Origin of the sequence: Pseudomonas iranensis (assembly GCF_014268585.2) — a bacterium.
Lineage (GTDB): Bacteria > Pseudomonadota > Gammaproteobacteria > Pseudomonadales > Pseudomonadaceae > Aquipseudomonas > Aquipseudomonas iranensis.
The window spans coordinates 5000003-5017883 of sequence record NZ_CP077092.1 but is presented as its reverse complement, the minus strand read 5'-3'; the positions used below and the strand labels follow the sequence as shown (position 1 = coordinate 5017883).

Below are 17881 nucleotides of genomic sequence, written 5' to 3'. Positions count from 1 at the left end.
TTTTTTTTGGAATTTTGTCTGATCATCAGGCTGGTCTCTCGTCTTCCCGCGTGCAGCGCATGACTCATCTGTCAGCTTGTTCTTCCCAGCAACGTGACTGTTTGTGAGCACAGGTTGTAAACGATACACAGCGTCGCACCTGAGCCTTTCTTTGCTTGTCTGATCTGCTGCAATGCCGTGTGAGCCGGCGAGTCCGAGACGTGATTGGATAGAAAGACCAACACTCGCGCGGTTTTTTTATCGGTCCCCCGCAGAGTTTCGAGAATCGCATCGAATTCTCTGGGTGCATCAACGTCTCTGGCATCGATGATGTTCAGTTCGCTTATCAGCGGTGACAGCTTGATCGCCTGGACGACCGGGTTGGCCTGACTGGCCATAGCAAGTGGCGGGTCGGGCGAATTGTGAGTTCTGCATGCGCGCTGGATTCCACCTCCCGCAGGGTTGCTTGACACGATGCAGCTCGTTATTTCGAAAGCGCGCGATCCATCGGTTTTTCGCAACGGTACTTTTCGCTCGCCGTCACGTTCCTGATTTTCTGTCGTCTTCAAAAAATTCTTGTCTTTGCCGAAGTCCGAAGGCGAATAGAGTGAGCGGTGGTTAAAGTTAAGGGTGAGGAAAAAAAGAAATAACAGGTAAAACGGAAAGCTGATCAGGAACCACACATAAATTTCCCGATCCTTGTTGTCGAGAAACGGTAGCGAGACCGCAGCGGAAGTTTCCGAAAGGATGGCAAATATGGCGATAACCGTCATCGGGTTGGTTATCTTGTTCTTTATCTTGAGCATGCTCGAGTTCTATGTGATTTGGTGAAGGTTGAGTATTACTATTTATAGTAAAAGCATTGGTTAAAGTTTCAGACTGTTGTTTCAAGTTTTATGGAGCAGGTGTTGGCGCGGCGATTGGCGAGTTGGCAGGTCGTTACCTGATGTGTCTGCTACGCACTCGGCAAGAGCAGGAAGACGAGTGTCAAATCTGCTGCATGAGAGGTCGGCGCCGCGTAGGACAGTCGTGCATCAAAAGGGAGTTTGGTACGGACTTGAAAGAAAAAAGTGCGGTTGTGGTGGTGTAGCTCGGGTCGATTTGTGGGAATTATCCTCAATGCCTGTAGGGAATGTCTCTCGATGCAACTGGGTGTAAAAGTTGCTGTGCTTTGAAGCAAGTCACTGGGATATCGTGCGTGTTCTAAAAATTCGAACAGCGAAAACTGGACTTGCCCATGAATAAAGTGCTGATCGTGGATGACCATCCCGTCATTCGACTTGCGGTGCGTATGCTGATGGAACGGCATGGCTACGAAGTCATTGCAGAAACGGATAACGGCGTTGATGCACTGCAAATTGCTCGCGAACAAATGCCGGATCTTGTCATTCTGGATATTGGAATACCCAAACTCGATGGGCTGGAAGTTATTGCGCGCCTGACTTCCACCGCCATGCCGGTGAAAGTTCTGGTGCTGACCTCCCAGGCTCCCGGACATTTTTCCATGCGCTGCATGCAGTCAGGCGCTGCGGGATATGTATGCAAACAGCAGGATCTGACCGAGTTGCTGAGTGCGATCAAGGCAGTTCTATCCGGCTACAGCTATTTTCCCAATCAGGCGCTGCATACTGTGCGCACCAGTCTGGGCAATGCAAGTGAAGCGGACATGGTCGATCGCCTGTCCGGGCGGGAAATGATGGTGTTGCAGCAGTTGGCGCGCGGCAAGACCAACAAGGAAATCGCCGATGGCATGTTTTTGAGCAACAAGACTGTGAGCACTTACAAAACGCGCTTGTTGCTCAAGCTTAATGCGCGTTCACTAGTTGACCTGATCGAGCTGGCGCAGCGCAATGGTCTTGTCTGAAGGGTCCGGCAACTGACAACGTCATGGGCCGATCAGGTTCAGTTGCCGCAGAAAATGAAAAGCCTCCGTTTCGGGAGGCCTTCAATAGTTACAGGTCATAATCGTAATCGGCCAATTGCCTCTGCAGTCGGCGCTCCTCAAGCAGGTTGTCGATTGTGCGACGCTTGCTAAGATTGGTCTTGGCCACTTCAACCACCGGTTCGACCTCATCGGCGTCGGTGGCAATAAGATCTTCTTCTACATCCAGTTGCTCTGTGTCGGTACTCATGAAGTCAACTCCCGGCTAAGACTGCCTTTGGCGCTCCTTATATCGACATTACTGCGGCGGGTAAAAAAGATTTTTTCAATCGATGGATACGAAAAACCGATGACCGCTCAATCGTCAGAAGTTTTGTGTTTGTATTCGCACAAATCTTCGATGCGGCAGCTACCGCAGCGCGGTTTGCGCGCCAGGCAAACATAGCGGCCATGCAAAATCAGCCAGTGATGTGAGTCGAGCAGGAATTCTTTCGGTACAAACTTCATCAGCTTCATTTCAACTTCCACGACATTTTTCCCCGGTGCGATGCCGGTGCGGTTGCTGACCCGGAAAATGTGCGTGTCGACCGCCATGGTCAATTGACGGAAAGCGGTGTTGAGCACCACGTTGGCGGTCTTGCGCCCGACGCCCGGCAGGGCTTCCAGTTCTTCCCGGGTTTGCGGGACTTCACCGCCATGGCGCTCAACCAGCAAACGGCAGGTTTCAATGACGTTCTTCGCTTTGCTGTTGTACAGGCCAATGGTCTTGATGTACTCGGACAGCCCCTCGACACCCAGTGCATGAATAGCGGCAGGTGTATTGGCGACGGGAAAGAGTTTGGCGGTCGCCTTGTTGACGCCGACATCGGTGGACTGCGCCGAAAGAATCACCGCAATCAGCAGCTCGAACGGCGAAGAATAGGCCAGTTCGGTTTTCGGCTCGGGATTGTCTTCGTGCAGTCGGCGAAATATCTCAAGACGTTTTGCAGCATTCATGGGCGATGCGTTTCCTTGATGACAGAGTTGCGGCGTGTCCACGCCTGACGTACGGCGAGAAGCAGGCCCAGTAAAACGAAAGCGCCGGGGACCAGCGTAAACAGATGCAGCCCCTCGGGGAACAAAACCAGACCTTGCCAATGCTCCGAAAGACCTCGGCCAAGGCTGCCATAACCGATGATCTCGCGCAGCCCGCCGACCACCAGCATGAGCGCGCCGAACAAGGCGCAGCGTTTGAAGCTGACAGCGACGGGCTCGCGGAAGGCACCGTGGTATTCAAGCACGACGCAGTGCAAGGCGATCAGCCCTATGTAGAGCCCAGATGTTTGCTGCCATGGCAAAAACCAGCGTTGCGCCACAATATCCGCGCAACTAGTCAACGTCGCAGCAAGCGTCAGGCTGGCGAGCAACGCACGGGTGCCCGTCAGGCGTTCGCGCAGCGGCGACATGCAAACGGCAAAAACGCCGAGCACCGCGCCGAGCATCAAGGTTATCCCCAGTGCAGCGCTGAGTGTTTGTGTGGCGCCCAATAGCGGCACCAGCATCAATAAACTTACCGTGCGTTTCATGAGCCAGCCCCTAACAGCAGCGCCTGATGCTCATCGAAATAACGCAGTGCGTCATGAATCGCGTTGATGGCGGCACGGGAGGTAATGGTCGCGCCAGCGATTTGATCGAACTCCCCCTGATCCTTTTTCAGCGCCCAACCGGCGTCTGTCGGCTCAGTTCGGGATTTACCGAGGAAGGTCTGAAGCCAGGCATTCGGCCATTCACCGATGTGACCACCCAATCCCGGCGTTTCGCGCTGCTCAAGGGTTTTCACGCCTAGAACTCTGCCGTTTGCATCGATGGCTATCAGCAGTTCCAGAGTGCCTGCGTAACCTTCGCTGCGACTGCGCAACAGCACCGCAACTGTCTGTCCGGAGCGGGTCGCTCGATAGCCGCCTGACAGCGTGCTATGGCGCAAAACAGGCTCGGTGAGCTTCGTCAGCGGTTGCTCCAGCGGCTGATTGTCGTAGAGCGCGGCAGGCATGACATCGAGCAATTGGCGGCTGTCGAGCAAGCGCTGCTCGCTGGCAATCTGCGGTGCACTGCTGCGCTGCAACACGTATGTCGCACTCACGCCAACGAGTGCCAGCAGCACCAGGGTCGCGACACTTGCTGAGCGGTTCATGTGCTCACCGGCAGATGGCGGCTGGCGGCGAAGCGCTCCAGCGTCGGCACCAGCAGATTCATCAGCAACACCGCAAACGCGACGCCGTCCGGGTAACCACCCCAAGTACGAATCAGATAGGTGAGCAAGCCGACGCCAATGCCGAACAGCAGGCGGGCGAGGGCGCTTTTCGCGCCGGACACAGGTTCTGTCACGATAAAAAATGCACCGAGCATGGTCGCGCCGCTGAGCAGATGAAACAGCGGCGAACCATGGGAATCGGACCCCGATCCGTTCCAGCACAACAGGCTGATGAGGAACAGACTGGCGAGCATCCCCACCGGCGCATGCCAGGAGAAGATCCGCCGCTGCAACAGCCACAGACCGCCGAGCAGAAACGCCAGATTCACCCATTCCACACCGCGCCCGCCGAAGCGGCCGAAGGCCGGGTTGCTGGCGAACAGCTCATCGATGGTCAGGCTTTTATTGATGCGCAGACTGTCCAGTGCCGTGGCCTGCGCCCAGGCGTCCGGTGCTGGAGCCGGGTTGAAAACCTGTTGCAACGCCGAGAGGAAATCGAGGCCATGACCGGGCCAGTGGGTCATCGCTTGCGGAAACAGCACCATGCTCAGGGCAAAACCAAGCATCGCCGGGTTGAACGGGTTTTTGCCGACGCCGCCATACAGATGTTTGCCGAACAACAGACCTGAAGCGGTCGCAATGACAGTCAGCCACCAAGGGCAATAAGCCGGCAGCGCGGCGGCCAGCAACATCGCACTGACCAGCGCGCTGCCATCACGCAGCGCCGGTTGCACGGCTTGTCGACGCAGGTTGGCGACGGCAGCTTCGACGAGCAACGCGCTGATGACCGCCAACAGCAAATTGATCAACACGCCCCAGCCATACAACCAGAACAAAGCGAGCAGCCCCGGCAGCGCTGCGAGCAGCACGGTATTCATCGCCTGTTGCAGGCGATCGTCCGCTGCCTCAAGGGGTGGCATGGTCTTGCACCTGGCGCTCGGCGTCAGTCACGGCTTGCTCCAGTGCTGCGATCTGCTCCGGCGCAGCCTCCGCTGCCTGAGCCTTTTTCAACTCGGCGCGGCGCATGGCCAACTGGATCTTGGCTCGCTTGAGTTCGGCGTCGTTGCTCGGAGCAGAGACGGCGGGAATCACCGGTTGGCTGCTTTCCAGCTTCGCCAGTGCTTGCTCGGCGGCTTCGAATTGTTGCTGCAGGACGATCAGTTGCGACTGCTGTTCGAACGTCGGCGGATGGCCGAAAGCTTTCAGCGATTTATGCAACTGAGCCCGACTCATCGCCACATCGACCTTGGCCTTCTTCAGCGCCGCATCGGCGTTCGCGGCTTTTTGCGCACGCACCCGCTCCAGCGCAGCCTGCACCGGGTCGGCGGTCGAGACTTGCGGTTGTGCCGCACGCGCGGCTCGCGCTTCACGTTCAGCCTGCTTTTGCTGTTCTTCACGCAGCAGGCGCTGGTTGCGGCGCTCGAAACGCTGGCGCGCATGGTCACGTTTGATCGCGCGGGCGCGCTGTTCTTCGAGATCAAATGCGAGACCGCCAACCACTGGGATCGTGTTCGCAGGCAAAGGATGCATTTCGATGCAGTCGACCGGGCACGGCGCAACGCACAGATCACAACCGGTGCACTCGTCGATCAGCACCGTGTGCATGAGTTTTGCCGCGCCGACGATGGCGTCGACCGGGCAGGCCTGAATGCACTTGGTGCAGCCTATGCATTCGGCCTCGCGGATGAAGGCGACTTGCGGCGGTGCCGGGCCACGGCTGATGTCCAGTTCCAGGACCGGTATTTTCAACAGCTCGGCCAGGGCAGCGATGGTTTCTTCGCCGCCCGGCGGGCACTTGTTGATCGGCTCGCCGTCAACAATGCCTTGCGCATACGGCTTGCATCCGGGATGGCCGCACTTGCCGCATTGGGTCTGCGGCAGCAGGGCATCGATGCGTTGAAGCAGACTCATGTTTTGATCAATCCACTGAATCCGAGAAAAATCACTGCGATCAGTCCGGCGCTGATCAGATCGATTGGCAGGCCGCGAAAGGGCAGGGGGATATCGTTGGCGGCCGTGCGCTCGCGCAGGTCGCAGAACACACTCAACACCAGCCAGAAACCCAGCCCGGCACCGATGCTCAACGCCGTCGCGTGCAGCAGGCCCAAGTCGTTTTGCGCATTGATCAACGCCAGCCCTAGCACGCCGGCATTGCCGAGCAGCAGCGGCCACAATCCCTCGAACGGCCAATCCTGCAGCCCGCGCGCCAGCAGTTTCAGCAGCGGCGCGATCAACAACACACTCAACGGCAGAAACACGAACAGGCGCAGCGCTTCAAGCTGCAACGGTACCAATAACCAATGCCAGATCGCCTGTCCGATAACGCCAACAATCACCATCAGGCACAACGTCGCCAATCCCAGCGCATGCACCTGGCGACGACTGCCCGCCAGCAGCGGAGCGACGCCCAGCGGCCAGTGCAACACCAAGTTGTTGAGCAGCGCAGCACTGATCAGCGTTAACACGAGTTCGGTCATGGTTATGCCAGCGAAACGGGCGGGTGTCTCTTAAGGGTAGGCACTATCGGGCCAGATATGAAAAATCCCACCGGCATGCAGAGCACGTCGGTGGGATCGTTTTACGGCAACGTCTTACTTGATGCGCTGACCCGGTTTGGCGCCGCTGTCCGGGCTCAGCAGGTAGATCTCTTCACCGCCGGGACCGGCTGCCATCACCATGCCTTCGGAAATACCGAACTTCATTTTCCGTGGTTTGAGGTTGGCGATCATCATGGTCAGGCGACCGTCGAGTTTGGACGGGTCCGGATACGCGCTCTTGATCCCGGAGAACACGTTGCGTTGCTCGTCACCGATGTCGAGGGTCAGACGCAGCAGCTTGTCCGCGCCTTCGACGTGTTCGGCCTTGACGATCAAAGCGACGCGCAAATCGATGGCGGCAAAGGCGTCGAAATCGATTTCCGGCGACAGCGGATCCTTGGCCAGTTCGCCGTTGCCCGCAGGCTTGGTTTCGCCGGTATCGGTCTGGCTGGCGGTCAGGTCTTCCTTGGAGGCGTCGGTCATGGCTTGGACTTTTACCGGGTCGATACGGGTCATCAACGGTTTGAATTCGTTGAGCTGGTGATTGGCCAGCAGGGTGGTGTGGTCATTCCAGGTCAGCGGCGCGACGTTGAGGAACGCCTCGGCATCAGCGGCCAGCAGCGGCAGTACCGGTTTGAGGAAGATCACCAACTGGCGGAACAGGTTGATGCCGGTGGCGCAGATCGCCTGGACTTCATCCTGCTTGCCTTCCTGCTTGTTCAACGACCACGGCGCCTTGTCGGCGATCCACGCGTTGGCGCGGTCAGCCAGGGCCATGGTTTCACGCATGGCGCGGGCGAAGTCGCGGGCCTCGTAGGCGTCGGCAATGCTCGGCGCGGCGGCGAGGAAGGCCTCGGTCAGCTCCGGCGCGGCATTGTTGTCGACCAGCAGGCCGCCGTTGCCCTTGTGGATAAATCCGGCGCAACGGCTGGCGATGTTGACCACTTTGCCGACCAGGTCGGAGTTGACCTTCTGCACGAAGTCTTCGAGGTTCAGATCGAGGTCATCGACGCCACGGCCCAGCTTGGCTGCGTAGTAATAGCGTAGGTATTCCGGCGACAGGTGATCGAGATAAGTGCGGGCCTTGATGAACGTGCCGCGCGACTTGGACATTTTCTGACCATTGACGGTCAGGTAGCCGTGCACGTTGATGCCGGTCGGCTTGCGGTAGCCGGCGCCTTCGAGCATGGCTGGCCAGAACAGCGCGTGGAAATTGACGATGTCCTTGCCGATGAAGTGGTACAGCTCGGCAGTCGAGTCCTTGCCCCAGAACGCGTCGAAGTCCAGCTCCGGCGTGCGGTTGCAGAGGTTCTTGAAGCTGGCCATGTAGCCGATCGGCGCATCCAGCCAGACGTAGAAATACTTGCCCGGTTCGCCCGGAATCTCGAAACCGAAATACGGCGCATCGCGGGAAATGTCCCACTGCTGCAGACCGGCATCCAGCCATTCGGCGATCTTGTTGGCCACGGCGTCTTGCAGGGTGCCGCTGCGGGTCCAGGCCTGGAGCATTTCCTGGAAGTCCGGCAGCTTGAAGAAGAAGTGCTGGGAATCCTTGAGCACCGGAGTGGCGCCGGAGATCGCTGACTTCGGATCCTTCAGGTCGGTCGGTGCGTAGGTCGCGCCGCATTTTTCGCAGTTGTCGCCGTACTGGTCTTCGGTGCCGCATTTCGGGCAGGTGCCCTTGATGAAGCGGTCGGCCAGGAACATTTTCTTTTCCGGGTCGAAATACTGGGTGATCGAGCGCTGGGCGATGTGCCCGGCGTCACGCAGCTTGAGGTAGATCTGGCTCGACAGCTCACGGTTTTCTTCGGCGTGAGTGGAGTGGAAATTGTCGAAATCGACGAGGAAGTCGGCAAAGTCGGCGCTGTGTTCAGCCTGCACGTTGGCGATCAGTTGTTCCGGGGTGATGCCTTCCTTTTCCGCGCGCAGCATGATCGCCGAACCGTGGGCGTCGTCGGCGCAGACATAGATGCATTGGTTGCCGCGATGCTTCTGGAAGCGCACCCACATATCGGTCTGGATGTATTCCAGCATGTGGCCAAGGTGGATCGAACCGTTGGCGTAGGGCAGGGCGCTGGTGACGAGGATCTTGCGTGGCTCGGACATGGGGCTTCGCTACTTGATGAAACGGAGGTCGGCCACTATAAAGCGCCGGCGCATATTTTTCACCCCTGCGCCGCTGGGTACTTTGAGAGCTCGTGTGGTGAGGGGATTTATCCCCGTTCGGCTGCGCAGCAGTCGTGGATATCGTTACACACGCAGCTCCTGACGTACCGGGGGCGGAAGTTTTGGGGCGGCTGCGCAGCCGAACGGGGATAAGTCCCCTCACCACGGTGGCTTTTCAGCGCAAGTAATCTGTTCGCCTCAAATCGGTGTCCAGCGTACGATAGCCGCCATCTTTTCCAGTCTTGTTATCGGAGTTGCCCATGAGCGCCGTCACTCGCGCAGCGGTGGAAGCCGTCCTCAGCCAATACACCGACCCCTACCTGAACCAGGATCCGGTCAGCGCCGGGTGCGTGAAAAACATCGAGATCATCGGTGACCGCGTCAATGTGCAGCTGGAAATCGGCTACGCCGCCGGCCTGTTCAAGAGCGGCTGGGCGCAATTGCTGCAACTGGCCATCGAAAACCTCGACGGCGTGGTCATCGCCCGCGTCGAGGTCACCAGCGTGATCGCCACGCACAAGGCCCAGGCGCAGATTCCCGGGCTGGCCAACGTCAAGAACGTCGTCGCCGTTGCTTCCGGCAAGGGTGGCGTCGGCAAATCCACTACCGCTGCCAACCTCGCGCTGGCGCTGGCCCGTGAAGGCGCCAAAGTCGGCATCCTCGACGCCGATATCTACGGCCCGAGCCAGGGCATCATGTTCGGCATCCCCGAGCGCACCCGTCCTGAGGTCAAGGATCAGAAGTGGTTCGTGCCGCTCAAGGCTCACGGCGTGGAAGTCATGTCGATGGCCTTCCTGACCGACGACAACACGCCGATGGTCTGGCGCGGGCCGATGGTTTCCGGAGCGCTGCTGCAACTGGTCACGCAAACCGCGTGGGGCGATCTGGATTATCTGGTCATCGACATGCCGCCAGGTACCGGCGACATCCAGCTGACCCTGGCGCAGAAAGTCCCGGTGGCGGGTGCGGTGATCGTCACTACGCCGCAGGATCTGGCGCTGCTCGACGCACGCAAAGGCGTGGAAATGTTCCGCAAGGTCAACATTCCGGTGCTGGGCGTGGTGGAAAACATGGCGGTGCACATCTGCTCGAACTGCGGGCATGCCGAGCATCTGTTCGGTGAAGGCGGCGGCGAGAAGCTGGCCACCCAGTACGGCGTCGAACTGCTGGCCTCGCTGCCGCTGTCGATGCTGATCCGCGAACAGGCCGATGGCGGCAAGCCAACCGTGATCGCCGAGCCGGACAGCCAGATCGCCATGGTCTATCAGGAGCTGGCCCGCCACGTCGGCGCGCGGATCGTGTTGCAGGAAGCGGCCGCGCCGGCGATGCCGAACATCACCATCAGCGACGATTGATCCATCGGCAGCGCTGAAAAACCTGTGGGAGCGAGCTTGCTCGCGAAAGCGGTAGATCAGACAACCAATGGGTTGAATGACACACCGCATTCGCGAGCAGGCTCGCTCCCACATTTGTTTCAGGGTGACAGTCAGATCCGCAACCCGCCATCCATCTCCAGAATCCGCCCGGTGTAGTAGTCGTTCTCGAAGATATACGCCGCCGAATGGGCGATTTCTTCCGGCTTGCCCATGCGCTTGAGCGGAATGCCCGACGTCATCTTTTCCAGCGCTTCCGGCTTCATGCCCAAAGTCATTTCGGTTTCGATGAAGCCCGGCGCAATGCCCGCGACGCGAATGCCGTAACGCGCCAGCTCCTTTGCCCAGGTCACGGTCGCCGCCGCGACGCCAGCCTTGGCGGCGGAATAGTTGGTCTGGCCGACGTTGCCCGCACGGGAGATCGACGAAATATTGATGATCGCACCGCTGTTCTTCAGCTCGACCATTTTCGCTGCGACTTCTCGGGTGCAGAGGAACACGCCGGTCAGGTTGACGTCGATCACCGCCTGCCACTGCGCCAGGCTCATCTTGGTCATCTCACCGTCCTTGACCTTCAGCAGCAGACCATCGCGCAAAATGCCAGCGTTGTTGATCAGGCCGTGGATGGCGCCGAAGTCTTCGGCCACTTGCGCGACCATGTGCTCGACCTGTTCTTCATTGGCCACATTGCACAGGTAGCTGCGCGCTTCGACACCCTTGGCTTTGCAGGCGGCCACGGCGTCGTCGAGTTTTTCCTGATTCAGATCGACCAGGGCCAGCTTCGCGCCCTTGCCGGCGAAATACTCGGCCATGGAACGGCCCAAACCCTGGCAACCGCCGGTGATAATGATTACTTTGTCGTTGAGTTGCATTCGCATGTCCCGCTGGCAGGTCTGAGTTGTTTTTGTTGTCGGCAACGCTCGATCGGCACCGGTCAGGCCTGGTTGCACACGAACATTTGCCCGATGCGCGCCGGTTACTTTTCGCTGCGCGCCTGTCCGTTTTCTAGACGGAACCCATTTAAGGAGTCACAAATTGAGCGCTGAAGTGGCGAAGAATGCCCGAGAATTGCTTCTCAAGGAATACCGTGGAGTGCTGTCGACCCACTCCAAGTCGATGCCGGGTTTTCCCTTTGGCTCGGTTGTGCCGTATTGCCTGGACGAGCAGGGTCGGCCGCTGATCCTGATCAGCCGCATCGCGCAGCACACGCATAACCTGCAGAAAGATCCGAAGTGCTCGATGCTGGTGGGCGAGCGCGAGGCCGACGACGTGCAGGCGGTCGGGCGGCTGACCTATCTGGCCCAAGCGCAGAAACTCGAAGACCCGGCCGCGATCGAGGCTGCCGCCGAGCGTTATTACCGCTATTTCCCCGACTCGCAGAATTATCACCAGGCCCACGATTTCGATTTCTGGGTGCTCGATCCGGTGCGCCATCGCTACATCGGCGGCTTTGGTGCGATCCACTGGATCGACGATCTGACCTTGGCCAACCCGTTCGCCGGCAAGGCGGAAATCAGCATGGTCGAGCACATGAACAGCGACCACGCCAAGGCCATCGCCCATTACGTCGAGCTGGCCGGGCTGCCGAACAGTGTGCCGGCGCAACTGGCCGGCATCGACAGCGAGGGCATGCACCTGCGCATCGGTCAGGCCGTCTACTGGTTGCCCTTCGCGGCGCCATGTAATACGCCGACACAAGTGCGCGAGGCCTTGGTTTCTCTGGCTCACGCCCAGTCCTGGCCGAAAAAAGCGCAAAGTTAAGCTTGAATTCACGCAAGGGCGACGTCATCTAAGGCTTACTGCAAGGCATTTCTTGCGTTGAGGAAACTTTGATGCGCCCTTTTCTGTTGCTCTTTCTGCTGTTTCCAGTGCTGGAGCTGTTCGTATTCGTCAAAGTGGCAGGCTCTATCGGGTTCTTCCCGGCCCTGCTGCTGATCATTCTCGGCTCGATGTTCGGTGTGTTCGTGCTGCGCGTCGCCGGTCTGGCCACCGCATTGCGTGCCCGGGAAAGCCTGAATCGCGGCGAATTGCCCGCGCAGACCATGCTCGAAGGCCTGATGCTGGCACTGGCCGGCGGCCTGTTGATCATTCCCGGCTTCATCAGTGACGTGGTCGGTCTGGTGATGCTGTTGCCGGTCACCCGTCGTCTGCTGGCGAACAAGATGCGCCAGCGTGCTGAAGACCAGGCGATGCGCCAGCGTGCCTTCGCCGACGACCTGCAACCCCGTGGCGGCCCGGCCCCGCGCGAGCCGCTCGGTCGAGAGCCGAATGTGATCGAAGGCGAGTTCGAACACCGCGACAACAAGTGATATCAGCATCGACACGGCACCTGCGGGTGCCGTGCTCGTTTATGGCTGTTATTTACTGTGTCTGGATGAAAAATTTTTTCCGCCAGCCCTTGTAATCGGCTTGTACGCCCCTATGTATCGGTCACCGAAAGGTTTCCGGTATTCAAACCGGACAGACTTGCGCGGTTCGCTCGACGGACCGCAACCGGCGCAGGCCGGATTCGTTAAACCCGCCGGGACTACACCGGCCGATGAAAACCACAATTAGGAGAGATCGACAATGAAGCTTCGTCCTCTGCATGACCGCGTCGTCATCCGTCGCAGCGAAGAAGAAAAGAAAACCGCTGGCGGTATCGTCCTGCCAGGTTCGGCTGCTGAAAAAGCCAACCACGGTGTGATTCTCGCTGTAGGCCCGGGCAAAGCTCTGGAAAACGGTGAAGTGCGTGCACTGTCCGTGAAGGAAGGCGACAAGGTTGTGTTCGGTCCTTACTCCGGCAGCAACACTGTGAAAGTCGATGGCGAAGACCTGCTGGTAATGAGCGAGAACGAAATCCTCGCGGTTATCGAAGGCTGATATCCCCGTTCATTTTCCCGCTACTACAAAGTATTTAAGGAATATCGATCATGGCTGCTAAAGAAGTTAAGTTCGGCGATGCCGCCCGTACCAAGATGCTCAAAGGCGTCAACGTTCTGGCTGACGCGGTAAAAGCGACCCTGGGCCCGAAAGGCCGTAACGTGGTTATCGAGAAGAGCTTCGGCGCTCCAACCATCACCAAGGACGGCGTTTCCGTCGCCAAAGAAATCGAACTGGATGACCGCTTCGAAAACATGGGCGCGCAGCTGGTCAAAGACGTTGCCTCCCGTGCCAACGATGACGCTGGTGACGGTACTACCACCGCTACCGTTCTGGCTCAGTCGATCGTCAACGAAGGCCTGAAAGCCGTCGCTGCCGGCATGAACCCGATGGACCTCAAGCGCGGCATCGACAAGGCGACCATCGCCATTGTCAAAGAGCTCAAAGCCCTGTCCAAGCCATGCGCTGACTTCAAAGCCATCGCTCAGGTCGGCACCATCTCGGCCAACTCCGACAACTCCATCGGCGACATCATTGCCGAAGCCATGGAAAAAGTCGGTAAAGAAGGCGTGATCACCGTTGAAGAAGGCTCGGGCCTGGAAAACGAACTGTCGGTTGTAGAAGGCATGCAGTTCGACCGTGGCTACCTGTCGCCATACTTCGTCAACAAGCCGGACACCATGGTTGCCGAGCTCGACGGCCCGCTGATCCTGCTGGTCGACAAGAAGATCTCGAACATCCGCGAAATGCTGCCAGTGCTGGAAGCCGTTGCCAAAGCCGGCCGCCCACTGCTGATCGTGGCCGAAGACGTTGAAGGCGAAGCCCTGGCGACTCTGGTTGTGAACAACATGCGTGGCATCGTCAAAGTCGCTGCCGTCAAGGCACCGGGCTTCGGCGACCGTCGCAAGGCCATGCTGCAGGACATCGCTGTTCTGACCGGCGGTACCGTTATCTCCGAAGAGATCGGTCTGAGCCTGGAAAGCACCACCCTGGAGCACCTGGGTAACGCCAAGCGCGTGACCCTGTCCAAGGAAAACACCATCATCGTTGACGGTGCTGGCGTGCAGGCAGACATCGAAGGCCGTATCGCTCAGATCCGCGCCCAGGTTGCCGAAACCTCCTCGGACTATGACCGTGAAAAACTGCAAGAGCGTCTGGCCAAGCTGTCCGGCGGCGTTGCAGTGATCAAGGTTGGCGCTGGTTCCGAAGTTGAAATGAAAGAGAAGAAAGCCCGCGTTGAAGACGCCCTGCACGCAACCCGCGCAGCCGTTGAAGAAGGCGTGGTACCTGGCGGTGGCGTGGCACTGATCCGTGCTCTGGAAGCACTGACCGAGCTGACCGGCGACAACGCTGACCAGAACGTCGGTATCGCTGTGCTGCGTCGCGCTGTTGAAGCGCCGCTGCGTCAGATCGCTGCCAACTCCGGTGACGAGCCAAGCGTCGTCGTCAACGAAGTGAAGAACGGCAAAGGTAACTTCGGTTACAACGCTGCTTCCGGCGAATACGGCGACATGATCGAAATGGGTATCCTGGACCCAACCAAGGTAACCCGTTCGGCTCTGCAAGCTGCAGCCTCCATCGGCGGTCTGATCCTGACCACCGAAGCAGCGGTTGCCGACGCACCGAAGAAAGAAGGTGCAGCTGGCGGCGGTATGCCAGACATGGGCGGCATGGGTGGCATGGGCGGCATGATGTAAGCCAGCCCTGGCCCTGTAACGCAAAACCCCGCTGGCGAAAGTCAGCGGGGTTTTTTATTGCCCCAATTTCGAAGCTCACTGGTATCCCCCTGTGGGAGCGAGCCTGCTCGCGAAAGCGGTCTGTCATCCGACATGCAAGCCAGTTGAGCCGACAATTCGCGAGCAGGCTCGCTCCCACAGGTTGTTTATTTCAGGCATTGATCGGCTGTGTGTTCATCGCCGTCGAAGTCTTGCCAGCCGGGCGATACAGCACCCAGTAATAAGCCCCCAGACAAATCAGCCAGCAAAAAATCGCCGTCCACACGTTGTGCGAAAAGAAATGCGCACCCTGCATCATGCGGCTGATCGAGAACACCGAGCCCAGCGCAAAGGCAAATACAAACGCCTGCCGTGCCAGTCGCGGGCGGCGGTCACGCAACACGAAGAACAGTGCAAACAGGGTGAACCCTGTCGCCGCATGGCCACCCGGCCAGCAACGTCCCGGCTTGTCCGTGGCGGGGCGATGCTCCATCAGTTTGCTGTAGGTCTCGTGACCGCCGAATTGCTCCAGGCTCCACGGGCATTGCACGGCAGTGACGGCTTTGACTGGAGTGACAAACGAAGTCGCCAGCCCCAGCGACAGCACCAGGCAACCGAGTTCGCGCTTGAGCGGTTTCAGCCGTTCGATGAAAAACGCGCCGATGAAACCCAGAATGGCAAACACCGAGAAGCCGATCACCAGCTGTTTCGCCCGGTCATGCAGGATGTCTTCAAGAAAATAGCTGTGCCGCCCGATGAAATCGCCGGCGACCGGGTCGTAGAACATCTGTGCCAGAACCATGTCCAGATCGGTCAGTTCGAGCAACAGCAGAATGATCGCCGCCGCTGCGGGAATGCCCAGACACAACCACCAGTTCAGCGGTCTTGAAGCGGGAAGGGCAGAGGTCGACACCATGGCAGGTTCCTTGGTCGATGAACGGAGGAGAGAGCGTAATCGCGCGGAGTCTGCGCGCGCTGGCGTCGGCGATTTGTTAACCGAAAGTGAAAAAAACGTCGCCGCGCGCGCAGTGCAGGTTTATCGAAAAACGCCCCTAGCCCTGAGCCACACTTGGCCGTAAGCTGCGCGGGCCAAGACGGCCGTTACCCCGTTCGGAGGAGATGTCCATGCGAATTCTGCTGGTCGAAGACAACCGTGACATCCTGGCCAATCTGGCCGATTACCTGGGCATGAAAGGCTATACCGTCGATTGCGCACAAGACGGCTTGTCCGGTCTGCATCTGGCGGCGACCGAGCATTACGACCTGATCGTGCTCGACATCATGCTGCCCGGCATCGACGGCTACACCTTGTGCAAGCGCCTGCGTGAAGACGCCCGGCGTGACACGCCGGTGATCATGCTCACCGCCCGCGACCAACTCGACGACCGTCTGCAGGGCTTCAAGTCCGGTGCCGACGATTACCTGATCAAACCGTTTGCGCTGTCCGAGCTGGCCGCCCGCGTCGAAGCGGTCATGCGCCGTGCTCAGGGCGGCGGTCGCCGCGCATTGCAGGTCGGTGATCTGAGCTACGACCTCGACACCCTGGAAGTGACCCGCGAAGGCAAGCTGCTCAAGCTCAATCCGGTCGGCCTCAAGCTGCTCGCGGTGTTGATGCAGAAGAGCCCGCACGTGCTGCGTCGGGAGATTCTCGAGGAAGCGCTGTGGGGCGATGACTGCCCGGACAGCGACAGCCTGCGCAGCCATGTTCACCAGTTGCGCCAAGTGATCGACAAGCCATTCGCCAAGCCACTGCTGCACACCGTGCACGGTGTCGGTTATCGCTTGGCCGAGGGGCGAGATGGAGTTTAAGCAGAGTCTTTCCCAGCGGATCATCATCGCCTTTGCGCTGATGAGCGCACTGGTCGCCGGCGCTTTCGCCATGGGCATCGTTGCGACGGTGCATCTTGTGGAAGAGAAACTGATTTCCGCAGGGCTGGGCGGCGACCTGCAACGTCTGCTGCTGATGGACAACGTCTCCGACTGGAGCCATCGCCCCGAGCCGGATCAGTTGTTCTATTTCAGTGGCGGGCCGGGGGATTTCGACCTGCCCAAGGATCTGCGTCACCTCGATGCGGGTTTTCATGAGGTATTTCGCGAGCAGCTGTCCTATCACGCGATGGTCGAAGTGGTGGATGGTCGGCGTTATGTCTTGCTGCAGGACCAGAGCGATTTCGAAGAGCGCGAGCGCGTGCTGTTTGCCGTGGTGCTGGTGGGCTTCGTGCTCAGTCTGGCGCTGGCGGTGTTTCTTGGCTGGGTGCTCGCCCGCAAGGTGATGGCGCCGGTGGTGCGCCTGGCGAGACAGGTCCGCCATCGCGACCAGTTGCTCGGCCTGGCCCCGCCCTTGGCGCCGGATTACGCGGCGGATGAAGTCGGCGAACTGGCGGTGGCGTTCGATGCCACGCTGGGACGCTTGCGTCAGGCATTGACCCGCGAACGGCTGTTCACCAGCGACGTCAGCCATGAATTGCGCACGCCGCTGATGGTCCTGGCCAGCTCCTGCGAACTGCTGCTGGAAAACCCCGGTATCGATCAGCGCGGTCGCGCTCAGGTCGAACGCATCGCCCGAGCCAGCGAGGAGATGCGCGAACTGGTACAGACCTTCCTGATGCTGGCGCGCACGCAGAACGAAGAGGCCGCAGCGGCGCCACAGCAGAACCTCACACAAGTGGCCGAGAGCCTGCTGTGCCTGTGGCGTGAGCCGATCGAGCGCAAGGGGCTGACACTGATATTCGAGCCGGGCACCCCAGCGGATACTCGCTACAACGCGACCTTGCTGAACGCGGTAATGGGCAACCTGCTGCGTAACGCCCTGCATTACACCGAACAGGGTTTCATTCGTCTGACGCTCACCGCCAACGGTTTTGTCGTTGAGGATTCGGGCGTGGGCATCCCCGAGGAAAAACGCGAGGCGATGTTCGAACCGTTTGTGCGCGGCAGCGAGAAACGTGGCGAGGGTCTCGGCTTGGGCCTGTCGCTGGTCCAGCGCATCTGCGAAAACCAGGGCTGGACAGTCAGCCTGAGCACGATGGACCCCAATGGCTGCCGATTCGAGGTAGATCTTGGCGTGAATGCCGGCAAATAGTGGCTCGAGGCTACTCCCGTACAGCTGTCTAAATCCTGTATAACGTTGTAATACT

At 59.2% G+C, this 17881-nt stretch carries 19 protein-coding genes; 8 read left to right on the top strand and 11 right to left on the bottom strand.

Features of this window, described 5'->3' with window-relative positions; all coding sequences use genetic code 11:
* Nucleotides 1-71: 71 nt before the first annotated feature.
* Complete coding sequence (locus HU724_RS22515; RefSeq protein ID WP_186567570.1) at nt 72-785, bottom strand: hypothetical protein; 714 nt, start codon at nt 783-785, stop codon at nt 72-74.
* Between the two features lie 431 nt (nt 786-1216).
* Here HU724_RS22515 and HU724_RS22510 point away from each other — a divergent pair, with 431 nt between their 5' ends.
* Nucleotides 1217-1843, top strand: a complete 627-nt coding sequence (locus HU724_RS22510) for a response regulator transcription factor (protein WP_129997567.1) — start codon at nt 1217-1219, stop codon at nt 1841-1843.
* Nucleotides 1844-1931: 88 nt separating this feature from the next.
* Here the strand turns inward: HU724_RS22510 and HU724_RS22505 are convergent, their stop codons facing one another.
* The 8 genes from HU724_RS22505 to metG form a co-directional block, all read right to left on the bottom strand.
* Entirely contained in the window at nt 1932-2111 is a 180-nt protein-coding gene (locus tag HU724_RS22505) for a PA3496 family putative envelope integrity protein (protein WP_041479865.1), read from the bottom strand.
* Nucleotides 2112-2218: 107 nt separating this feature from the next.
* The gene (gene nth / locus HU724_RS22500) at nt 2219-2857 is read right to left on the bottom strand and encodes an endonuclease III (RefSeq protein ID WP_016773410.1); all 639 of its coding nucleotides are present in this window, start codon (nt 2855-2857) and stop codon (nt 2219-2221) included.
* Nucleotides 2854-3426 (bottom strand): Rnf-Nqr domain containing protein, encoded by a 573-nt coding sequence (locus tag HU724_RS22495; protein ID WP_186567571.1) that lies wholly within the window; start codon nt 3424-3426, stop codon nt 2854-2856. The genes nth and HU724_RS22495 overlap by 4 nt, the downstream gene beginning before the upstream one ends.
* The gene (locus HU724_RS22490) at nt 3423-4031 is read right to left on the bottom strand and encodes an RnfABCDGE type electron transport complex subunit G (protein ID WP_186567572.1); all 609 of its coding nucleotides are present in this window, start codon (nt 4029-4031) and stop codon (nt 3423-3425) included. The genes HU724_RS22495 and HU724_RS22490 overlap by 4 nt, the downstream gene beginning before the upstream one ends.
* Nucleotides 4028-5011: an RnfABCDGE type electron transport complex subunit D gene (locus tag HU724_RS22485; protein ID WP_186567573.1), complete on the bottom strand. Its 984-nt coding sequence runs from the start codon at nt 5009-5011 to the stop codon at nt 4028-4030. Before HU724_RS22485 ends, HU724_RS22490 begins: the two co-directional genes overlap by 4 nt.
* Nucleotides 4998-6002, bottom strand: a complete 1005-nt coding sequence (rsxB, locus tag HU724_RS22480) for an electron transport complex subunit RsxB (protein WP_186567574.1) — start codon at nt 6000-6002, stop codon at nt 4998-5000. Before rsxB ends, HU724_RS22485 begins: the two co-directional genes overlap by 14 nt.
* Complete coding sequence (locus HU724_RS22475; RefSeq protein ID WP_186567575.1) at nt 5999-6568, bottom strand: Rnf-Nqr domain containing protein; 570 nt, start codon at nt 6566-6568, stop codon at nt 5999-6001. The genes rsxB and HU724_RS22475 overlap by 4 nt, the downstream gene beginning before the upstream one ends.
* Before the next feature lie 114 nt (nt 6569-6682).
* On the bottom strand, nt 6683-8734 hold the full coding sequence (metG, locus tag HU724_RS22470; RefSeq protein ID WP_186567576.1) for a methionine--tRNA ligase: 2052 nt from the start codon (nt 8732-8734) through the stop codon (nt 6683-6685).
* A 320-nt stretch (nt 8735-9054) separates the two neighbouring features.
* On the opposite strand from metG, the gene apbC reads away from it, so the two are divergent.
* Nucleotides 9055-10149 carry an iron-sulfur cluster carrier protein ApbC gene (gene apbC, locus HU724_RS22465; protein ID WP_186567577.1) on the top strand — a complete coding sequence of 365 codons (1095 nt, stop codon included), beginning with the start codon at nt 9055-9057 and terminating at the stop codon, nt 10147-10149.
* Nucleotides 10150-10280: 131 nt separating this feature from the next.
* Here apbC and HU724_RS22460 read toward each other — a convergent pair whose 3' ends face one another.
* Nucleotides 10281-11039 (bottom strand): SDR family oxidoreductase, encoded by a 759-nt coding sequence (locus tag HU724_RS22460; RefSeq protein ID WP_016773416.1) that lies wholly within the window; start codon nt 11037-11039, stop codon nt 10281-10283.
* Between the two features lie 163 nt (nt 11040-11202).
* Between HU724_RS22460 and HU724_RS22455 the strand changes: the two genes are divergently transcribed.
* The 4 genes from HU724_RS22455 to groL all read left to right on the top strand — a co-directional run bounded on the left by HU724_RS22455 (nt 11203) and on the right by groL (nt 14726).
* On the top strand, nt 11203-11928 hold the full coding sequence (locus HU724_RS22455) for a HugZ family pyridoxamine 5'-phosphate oxidase (RefSeq protein WP_016773417.1): 726 nt from the start codon (nt 11203-11205) through the stop codon (nt 11926-11928).
* A 71-nt stretch (nt 11929-11999) separates the two neighbouring features.
* A complete protein-coding gene (locus HU724_RS22450) occupies nt 12000-12476 on the top strand; it encodes an FxsA family protein (protein WP_016773418.1) in 477 nt (158 codons plus the stop codon).
* 259 nt (nt 12477-12735) lie between these two features.
* Nucleotides 12736-13029: a co-chaperone GroES gene (locus tag HU724_RS22445; protein ID WP_007916610.1), complete on the top strand. Its 294-nt coding sequence runs from the start codon at nt 12736-12738 to the stop codon at nt 13027-13029.
* A gap of 50 nt (nt 13030-13079) precedes the next feature.
* Nucleotides 13080-14726, top strand: a complete 1647-nt coding sequence (gene groL / locus HU724_RS22440) for a chaperonin GroEL (protein ID WP_016773419.1) — start codon at nt 13080-13082, stop codon at nt 14724-14726.
* 190 nt (nt 14727-14916) lie between these two features.
* Here the strand turns inward: groL and HU724_RS22435 are convergent, their stop codons facing one another.
* On the bottom strand, nt 14917-15660 hold the full coding sequence (locus HU724_RS22435) for a phosphatase PAP2 family protein (RefSeq protein WP_133338591.1): 744 nt from the start codon (nt 15658-15660) through the stop codon (nt 14917-14919).
* Between the two features lie 209 nt (nt 15661-15869).
* Between HU724_RS22435 and colR the strand changes: the two genes are divergently transcribed.
* The gene (colR, locus tag HU724_RS22430) at nt 15870-16553 is read left to right on the top strand and encodes a two-component system response regulator ColR (protein WP_016773421.1); all 684 of its coding nucleotides are present in this window, start codon (nt 15870-15872) and stop codon (nt 16551-16553) included.
* Nucleotides 16543-17826, top strand: coding sequence for a sensor histidine kinase (locus tag HU724_RS22425; protein ID WP_186567578.1), 1284 nt, complete (start codon nt 16543-16545; stop codon nt 17824-17826). The genes colR and HU724_RS22425 overlap by 11 nt, the downstream gene beginning before the upstream one ends.
* The last annotated feature ends 55 nt before the right edge of the window (nt 17827-17881 follow it).